An 8,904-nucleotide genomic window follows, 5' to 3' on the forward strand; every position below is an offset into this window, starting at 1 on the left:
TCGCATTCACTATCACTCCTCGGGTGCGGGTGCTCACACAGGACGGGGGTCGTGTGCACGCAACAACGCAGCAGCGAGCGGCGGACCATCGGCCGTACTTCTTCTTGAGTTATGCGCATACGCCGGGATACGGCGGTGGAACGGACCCCGATATGTGGGTCGAGCGGCTCTTCCAGGATCTCTGCGGCCATGTGATGGCCCTGACCGATCTCCCCGCGGGTGCGGCCGCGGGGTTCGTCGACCGGGAGATACGCTCCGGCGAAGGCTGGTCGGAACGGCTCGGTGAGGCGCTCGCCACCTGCCGGGTGTTCGTTCCGCTGTTTTCGCCGCGCTACTTCGCGAGCGAGATGTGCGGCAAGGAGTGGTACGCCTTCGCCCAGCGCGCCATCCATCACCGGGCGCGTTCCAACCAGAACGCCGAGGCGATCGTCCCGGCGCTCTGGGTGCCCGTACCGCCGAGCCAGCTTCCGGGACCGGCCGAGCGATTACAGTTCAACCACCGTGATTTCGGAGACCGTTATGTCAGTGACGGGCTCTACGGGTTGATCAAGCTCAAGCTCTTCGAGGAAGAGTACGAGCGCGCGGTGTACGAACTTGCCAAGCGCATCGTCACCGTCGCCGACACCATACGGCTCGGCACCGGCCGCCCCGTCGACTACCGGCTGGCCCCCAGCGCCTTCGGCCCGCCGGACAGTGGAGTGGGCGGACCCCGTCCCATGCAGGTGACCATCGCCGCCCCCACGCGGCACGACCTGCCCGATGGGCGCAACGCCGAGTACTATGGCGACAATCCGCAGGACTGGAACCCTTACCACCCGGCCGCCGCCCGCCCCCTGGCCTATGTCGCCCAGGACCTGGTGCGCTCCCTCAACTACCAGGTCACCATCTCCTCCTTCGACGAGGAGTCCGGGCACTCGGAGGGAAAACAGCCCCCCAACAGACCGGAGATCCTGCTCGTCGACCGCTGGGCGCTGCAGGACGAGGAGCGTCGAAGGCGGCTCGCCGCCTTCGACGCCGAGAACCGCCCCTGGGTGACGATGGTCGTGCCGTGGAACCGCGACGACCCCGAAAGCAGGGCCCTCGAGGCCGAGTTGACCGAGAAGCTCGAACAGACCATGCCGACCAAGATGCGTCAGGGGCGCGCCTACTGCCGCGTCGCGGCCAAGGGCGTACCCAGCATGGACGCCTTCGGGCGGATCCTGCCGCAGGTGGTCGAAGCGGCGGCCCAGCAGTACTTGAGACATGCGGCGGTCTACCCGCCCGCCACCGGCGGCGGACACACCGAACGGACACGGCTGATGGGTCCGATGGCGCAGATGTACGACATTCCCGAGACACGCGACCCTGCGACGGATGCGGAGGACACGGATGACGGCCGGTCGTGACGGGCGCATCGTCACCTTCTACTCGTACAAGGGCGGCACCGGGCGCACCATGGCCCTGGCCAACACCGCCTGGATACTCGCGGCCAACGGAAAGCGGGTACTGGCCGTCGACTGGGACCTGGAGGCACCGGGGCTCCACCGGTTCTTCCACCCGTTCCTCGACCCGTCGACGCTCGGCGCCACCACCGGTGTCATCGATCTGATCACCGAGTACGCGTGGGCCGCGACCAGCCCCGTCCAGCGCGCCGACGACTGGCACCGCGACTACGCCCGTATCCAGCCGCACGCCGTGTCCCTCACACCCGAGGCGCTCGGCTGGGAGTTCCCGCAGGGCGGCACGCTCGACTTCGTCTCCGCCGGACGGCAGAACCGCGAGTACTCCGCGACCGTCTCCACCTTCGACTGGGACAACTTCTACGACCGGCTCGGCGGCGGCCACTTCTTCGACGCCCTGCGCGACGACATGAAGGCCAACTACGACTACGTCCTCATCGACAGCCGCACCGGCCTCAGCGACATCGCCGACATCTGCACCGTCCACCTGCCCGACATCCTCGTCGACTGCTTCACCCTCAGCGACCAGTCCATCGACGGCGCCGCCTCCGTCGCCCGGCAGATCTCCGAGCGTTACACCGGCCGTCCCATCTCCATCTTCCCTGTCCCGATGCGCATCGACGAGGGCGAGAAGGAGAAGGCCGACGCCGGACGGGCGCTGGCCCGCCTCAAGTTCGACCGGCTGCCGCGCGACCTGTCCGGTGACGAACTCACCGCCTACTGGGGCGCGGTGGAGATTCCGTACCGCCCCTACTACGCCTACGAGGAGACCCTCGCGACCTTCGGCGACGAGACGGGACTGACCAACTCCCTGCTCTCCGCCTTCGAGCGGCTCACCTCCGTCATCACCGACCAGCAGATCACCTCGATGCCGCCGGTCGGCGAAGAGGTGCGGCTGCGCATCCGTGACGCGTTCACCAGGCGCAGGCCCGCGCTGCCCGCCGATCTCTTCCTCAGCTACGTGGCGGAGAACCGGATGTGGGCCGACTGGATCGAATCCGTGCTCACGCGGGCCGGGTTCCGCGTCGTCCCGCGCGATGTCTCCGCAGAGCGGGAGGCCGGGGAACCGGCGGAAATCATCACCGAGAACGCGACCCGTACCGTGGTGCTGCTCTCCAGCGCCTATCTCAAGTCCCAGCGTGCGGTGGACCTCTGGGACCGGGCCGTCGCGGAGGACCCCGGTGGCGGCCGGCGCCATCTGTTGCCGCTCAGGGTCGGCGACGTACGGCTCTCCGCGCCCTACATCGACCGCAACCCCGTCGACCTCTTCCGGCTCGACGAGGTGCACGCCACCGCAGCCCTGCTGCGCGCCCTGGACCGGCCCGTGCAGCTCACCGACGCCGTGTCGCCCGGACCGCGATTCCCGGGCACCGTCCCCAGGATCTGGAACGCCCCGCCGCGCAACCCCGGTTTCACCGGCCGTTCCCTGGTTCTTGAACGGATGCGCGACCAACTGGGCGGCGGCATGGCCGTCGTGCTGCCGCAGCCGCAGACCCTGTACGGACTCGGCGGCGTCGGCAAGACCCAGGTTGCCCTGGAGTACGTACACCGCTTCATGGCCGACTACGACCTGGTCTGGTGGATATCGTCCGAGCAGACCGACGACGTGGTGGCCGCGCTCGCCGAGCTCGCCGTCCGGCTGGGCGCCCAGGGCGGCGACGACATGGCGGCATCCTCCCAGGAGGCCGTCGACCTGCTGCGGCGCGGTGTGCCCTCGGACCGCTGGCTGCTCGTCTTCGACAACGCCGACGACCCCGAACGGCTGCGGCGCTATTTCCCGCAGGGCGGCTCCGGCCACATCCTGGTCACCTCGCGGAACCAGGCCTGGTCCCAGCACGGCGACGCACTGCCCGTCGATGTCTTCCTGCGCGAGGAGTCCATCGAACACCTTCAGCGCCGGGCCCCGGGGCTGAGCGACGAGGACGCCGCCCAGGTGGCCACCGCTGTCGGTGACCTGCCGCTGGCCGTCGAGCAGGCGGCGGCCTGGATCGCGGAGACCGCCACCCCGATCGACACCTATCTGGAGCAACTGGCCCGGCAGGCCCCGGAGGTCCTGGCGCTCAACCAGCCGGCCGGATACCCGGAGCCGGTCGCCGCGACCTGGAACATCTCCATCCAACGGCTCAAGGAACGCTCGCCCGCAGCGGTGCGACTGCTCCAGCTCTGCGCCTTCTTCGCCCCCGAACCCATCTCCGGGAACCTCCTGTACAGCAAGGAGATGATCGACGCGCTGAAGCCGTACGACGCCTCGCTCCAGGAGAAGCTGGTGCTGGGCCGGGTCATCCGGGAGATCGGCCGGTTCGCTCTCGCCAAGGTCGACCAGGTGTCCAACTCCATCCAGGTGCACCGGCTCGTCCAGGCCGTCATCCGGGCGCAGCTCACCGAGGAGGAGCAGCAGGACGCCCGGCACGCCGTTCACCGCATCCTGGCGGGTGCCCGGCCCGACGACGAGAACGAACCGATCGACAACCCCGCGAGCTGGCCGCAGTTCGCCACGATCTGGCCGCACCTCGGCCCGTCCGATGCCCGCAACTGCAAGGAGCCCGAAGCCCGCAGGCTGCTGATCGACCGGGTTCGTTATCTCTGGAAGCGAGGTGACTTCCGGACCGCCGCCGCTCTCGGCGAGGATCTGCGTGTCCTGTGGAGGGAGACGCTGGGGGAGCGGGACATCCAGTACCTCTACCTCTGCTTCCACCTTGCCAACGTCTACCGTTCGCGCGGCCGTTACGTGGAGGCGAGGGAACTCGACGAGGTCACCCTGGCGATGCAGCAGGAGGTCCTGGGCCCGGAGCACCCGCACACGTACATGAGCACCAGCAGCCTGGCGACCGACCTCGGCACGCTGGGTGAGTACACCAGAGCGATCGAGCTGGCGACGGAGGCGACCGACGGGTTCAACCAGATCTTCCACGATTCGCACCCGAGGACCCTGGCAGCGGCCAACAACCTGGCGTTCACCCTGCGGTCCATCGGGCAGTACGCCAAGGCCAGGGAGATCGACCAGGACGTCTTCGACAAGCGGGTCGAGGTGCTCGGCGCGGAGCATCCCTACAGCCTCTCCTCGGCCATGAACCTGGCCCGCGACCTGCGGGACGTCGGAAGGTACGAGGACGCGGTCGGCATTCTCAGCCGCACGTACGACAGCTACAAGGCCACGCTCGGCCGGGCCTTCCCCGGCACGCTGAGCGCGGCGAAGAGCCTGGCGGTGTCGCTGCGCCGGGCGGGCAGGCTGGAGGACGCCCGCAGGCTCACGGTGGCCACCCGTGCCAGGTACCGGGCCAAGTACACCGCCGCCAACCCGGAGTCGCTGGCCTGTGACCTCAACATGGCGGCCGACCTGTACGCGGCGGGCGAGACCACCGAGGCCAGGAACACCGCGCAGGAGGTCGTCGACCAGTACATGAAGGTGCCGGGGGAGAAGCACCCGTACACCCTCGCCGCGCTGAACAACCTCGGCGTCTACCAGTTGGGTGCCGGCGAGGTGGCGGAGTCGGAACGGGTGCTGACCAGGGTGGTCGCTTCCATGCGGGAGGTGTACGGGCCGGAACACCCCAACACCCTGTTCTGTGTGATGAATCTGGCCAACGCGACGGCCGAGACGGGCAATCTCGACATCGTGCTGGAGACCGAACAGAAGGTGGCCGGGCAGCTCAGGCGCGTCCTCGGGGCACACCACCCGGAGAGGCTGGCCATGGTGTCGAACATGGCGGTCACACTTGATGCGATGGGGCGCAAGGACGAGGCGATGCGGCTGCGGGCGGAAACGGTCGAGGAGCTGTCCCGGCAGCTCGGCGAGGACCACCCGATGACCCGGATCGCCCGGGACGAGCGCCGGTTCGAGCGTGAATTGGAACCGATGGCGGTATGAGCCCGAGGAGCGTCCGGTCGCCGCCGGACGCTCCTCGGCCCTGTCGTCGAACTGCCGTCTACCGCGTGGCGTCCGGCACGTACGCTCGCGGCGTTGCCGAAATGGCCCAGTAGATCCTTCCCCGAGCTCTCAACTGCGTTCGAGCAGGGGAGACCCCGTTCGAGACCATTCCGGCGCCTTGCGATCGCACGCACCGGACGCCACGCGGCCGCCCTCCGGGCGACGACGGCAGTTTGACGACAGGGGCTGGACCCGCCCGCCCGACGCTCAGCGGGCGGGCGGGTCCAGCAGCCAGTTCAGGATCCTGGGCAGCGCGTGCAGGGCGTCGAAGTGCGCCGCCGCCGGTTCCACCACGACGGTGGAGTTCGGGATGCGTTCGGCCAGCCAGCGGGAGTGGCCCACCGGCGAGAACACATCCTTCTCGCCGTGCCACAGCATCACCGGGCCCGTGATGTCCGCGGGGTCGAACCCCCACGGATTGCTGAACGCGATCGCGTCGTCGATCCAGCCCCAGGCGGAAGTGCGCAGCCCCTCACGGTAGTTGCGCAGCAGCATGGTGCGGACCCCGGCGTCGTTGACCACCAGCCGGTCGGATTCGGTCAGCTCCTGGCGCAGATCGTCGATGAGCCGGACCGGGTTCTTCCTGATCACCGCGGACCGTGAGATGAACGATTTCGCGAGCCCGTCCGGATCGGCTGCCGCGGTGGAGTACGCCAGCACATTGGAGGCGGCCATCCCGTCGAACCAGTCGAGACCATCGGCCCCCCACGGGGCCAGCCCGACCAGCGCGGCGGTACGGGTCACCCGTTCGGGCATCAGTGCCGCGCAGGCCAGGGCGTGCGGGGCACCACCGGACCGGCCCACCACGGCGAACCGGTCGAGACCGAGGTGGTCCGCTATGGCCCGTACGTCCTGCACGGCATCGGCGACACAGCGGCCCGGCAGCCGGTCGGACTCGCCGTAGCCCGGCCGGTCGTAGGTGATCAGCTGGGTCTTGCGCTGGTACAGGACCATGCCGCGCGGAGCCGGACCGAGCCTGCTGCCGGGCATTCCGTGCAGCAGGAATACCGGTCTGCCGCGGGGATCCCCGAGACGCTCCACCACCAGATGCCGCCCGTCCGCCGCGCGCACCCGACTACGCACTTGGCGCCTCCTCCGTATGGTGCGGGCACCGCGTGCCCGACTTTTCCCGCCCAATTTGATGATGACTCATCAGAGCCCTTACCAGGACGGTGTGTTGGGAAACCGTGGGCGCACTCGGCGAGTGCGCCCGCCCGGTGGGCCGGGGTGGGTGCGAGGGGGATCATCTGCCGGGGGCGGTGGCGAGACCACCTGCGGCGATCCGGTCGTCGACTCCGGGCCCCACTGCGGGCTGTGGGCTGCGCCGACGCCGTTCGGGTGGGAGACAGGGCACGTGTCCACGGGCGGCAGCGGGAGTCACCGAGGGGGGCAGAGCCGAATGACGCCGGCAGCTCGGCGCGGGAGCGGACCCATCGACCCTCGGCCGCTTCGGAGCCACCCTGCTGGCCGAGCCCAAGGAGGAGGGCGACGGCACCGGCGAGCAGTGCGCACGGTGCAGGAGGTCCGCGTCGGCACCGGCAAGAACGCCGAAGTCCGCACCCTGAGCTTCCGCGCCCTGGACATCGAGCAGATCGGCTACGTCTACGAGGGCCTGCTCTCGTACGGCGGCGAGCGCGCCGTCGAGCACATGGCCGGTCTGATCGGCCCCGAGGGCCTCGAACACGAGGTGCCGCTAAGGGAGTTGTCGGTCCTGGCGACCATGTCCGGTGGGTCGGTGAAGGCCCTGGCCAAGTCCGTCCACGAGAAGTGGAAGGAACCGAAGCCCCCGGCGACCGCGGCAAAGGCTCGCGTGGGCCGCGCGGCCCACGCGAGCCCGCCGAGGGAACTGCTGTCCTGCCTCGCCCGAGGGGCTGTCGGCGATGGTCAGGGGGTCCGGGCAAGTCCGTCGAGGCTCGCCTGCTCCGGTGTCACACCGAAGATGTCCACGGCGTGGTAGTACGTCCACGCGGTGCTGTTGCACGCGGTGAGCTTCGCTCCGGAGTAGGCGGCGCACACACGCTTGAGGTCCGCGTAGAACGCGGAGTCGATGCGCGACTTGTTGGCGGAGAAGGTGCCGGCGGCCTTGTAGTTGCGGTAGCCGAAGTCGTGGCGGGCGCAGGCGTTCTGGAAGGGGAAGCCGAACGGGTTGTCGGGCGAGCTGCTGCAGTAGTCCGTCGACCAGTCGAAGCCGTATGCGGCCCAGGCCCCCTGGTTGTTGCGGGCGGAGCTCCAGGCGTTGTAGCTGGACAGGCTCGTCTGGGTCCAGGAACTGAGGACCTGGGGCTTGTCCGCGGGGGCGGCCGAAGCGGACGCGGTGGGGAGCAGGGCGAGCGGGAGCGACAGGGCCACCGCGGCGAGCGGGGCGGCGAATCGGCTACGCATGGGCAACCTCCGGATACGGGTGGCGAGTTGGGCCTACCGTGTTCCTCGTGGCCTCACGGGGTCACCCCAGCATGAGGCCATGTACCTGTCATGCCTAGTGCCGCGGCAGGCGGCGTTTGCCCGTCGAGGAGCGGCGTGCGGTGCGTGCTCTCGGCGTGTCGGCCGGAAGTTCTCGTACTGGGTGTACTCGGGTTTTCGGGCGGTGCGGTGAGAGTGCGTGCCGGGCGTCGCGACGGGGCGAACGTCGCCTGTCGGGGCACGAGAGGCCGTTCGATGGATCGGGGCCGGGCGGCGGGCACCGGAAGGCCGCCACCCGTCACGACTGCCGGTGTGTCAGAAGGCCTTCGACTCCAGGTGGTAGGTCGTGTCGACCCAGAAGCCGTTCGTGGCCCCGGCCCTGATCTCCAGCACGTACTCACCGGGGGTCAGCGGCGGGAAGCCGCCCCAGACGCCCCACGCATAGCGCTGCGTCAACCCCGTTCTGAACGGCGCGGAGAACTCCTGCAACGGCAGCGGGACGCTGTTGAGCGATGCCGTGGCCTCCACCACCGTCATGGACAGGGGCACCCGCGAATACGACCGGGGGTGCTGCATGTTGAGCACGGGAAAGAAGGCCGGCCGGTCCGAGGGGATGGCGCAGCGCCGCACCACCCGGCCGCCGTAGGTGCCTGCCAGGAACCAGAGGTCGTCCGGCTGGTTCCAGGCGGCGTGCTCGCCCGTCGTGTCCCGGACCGGGCTGCGGTCGTCGGGCGCGGACAGGGCCCACTTCCACCACCGGCCCGCGAGCGCCCCGCCCTCTTCGTTGCTCGGCTTCCACGCACTCCCGGCCGGTCCCGCACCGCTCATGTCGTCCCTCCCACACGCAGCCCCCTGACCAGGAGCCCTATTCGAACAAGCGGACAGTACCCGGGGTGGGTGAAGAGCCCGACGGCGGCCTCCGGACCGGCCGCCCCGCCCCGTGCGGTCTCACCGTCTCCCGGGAGTCGCGTCGCCGATCACGACCGTTCGCGCCCACTCGGGCGGGGGTCCGGGACGTAGGAGGGATCGTCCTCGTCCCCCCCCCGTTACCTTTTTCGTGCCCCGCAATGGGGCGCCTGGCCTCCGGGTCCGGTATGGCTGTGTGCCCCCTGTCGAAGTCGATGACCTGGGGGGTGT

Annotated in this window: 6 protein-coding genes; 3 read left to right on the forward strand and 3 right to left on the reverse strand. The window is 69.5% G+C overall.

Annotated elements, in window-relative coordinates:
- The first annotated feature begins 29 nt into the window (after nucleotides 1–29).
- On the forward strand, nucleotides 30–1,385 hold the full coding sequence (gene fsxC, locus ACWCQ6_RS28860) for an FxsC protein (RefSeq protein ID WP_451094099.1): 1,356 nt from the start codon (nucleotides 30–32) through the stop codon (nucleotides 1,383–1,385).
- Nucleotides 1,369–5,307 (forward strand): FxSxx-COOH system tetratricopeptide repeat protein, encoded by a 3,939-nt coding sequence (fxsT, locus tag ACWCQ6_RS28865; RefSeq protein ID WP_451094085.1) that lies wholly within the window; start codon nucleotides 1,369–1,371, stop codon nucleotides 5,305–5,307. Before fsxC ends, fxsT begins: the two co-directional genes overlap by 17 nt.
- A gap of 267 nt (nucleotides 5,308–5,574) precedes the next feature.
- Here the strand turns inward: fxsT and ACWCQ6_RS28870 are convergent, their stop codons facing one another.
- Nucleotides 5,575–6,450, reverse strand: coding sequence for an alpha/beta fold hydrolase (locus ACWCQ6_RS28870; RefSeq protein ID WP_451094087.1), 876 nt, complete (start codon nucleotides 6,448–6,450; stop codon nucleotides 5,575–5,577).
- A gap of 421 nt (nucleotides 6,451–6,871) precedes the next feature.
- On the opposite strand from ACWCQ6_RS28870, the gene ACWCQ6_RS28875 reads away from it, so the two are divergent.
- A complete protein-coding gene (locus ACWCQ6_RS28875; protein ID WP_451094089.1) occupies nucleotides 6,872–7,324 on the forward strand; it encodes a hypothetical protein in 453 nt (150 codons plus the stop codon).
- On the opposite strand, the gene ACWCQ6_RS28880 is transcribed toward ACWCQ6_RS28875, so the two are convergent.
- The gene (locus ACWCQ6_RS28880) at nucleotides 7,252–7,749 is read right to left on the reverse strand and encodes a phospholipase (protein WP_451094091.1); all 498 of its coding nucleotides are present in this window, start codon (nucleotides 7,747–7,749) and stop codon (nucleotides 7,252–7,254) included. The two genes, ACWCQ6_RS28875 and ACWCQ6_RS28880, sit on opposite strands and share 73 nt — an antisense overlap.
- A 333-nt stretch (nucleotides 7,750–8,082) precedes the next feature.
- A complete protein-coding gene (locus tag ACWCQ6_RS28885) occupies nucleotides 8,083–8,595 on the reverse strand; it encodes a hypothetical protein (RefSeq protein ID WP_451094093.1) in 513 nt (170 codons plus the stop codon).
- Between the last annotated feature and the right edge of the window lie 309 nt (nucleotides 8,596–8,904).

This window comes from Streptomyces sp. NPDC001880, from assembly GCF_053594575.1.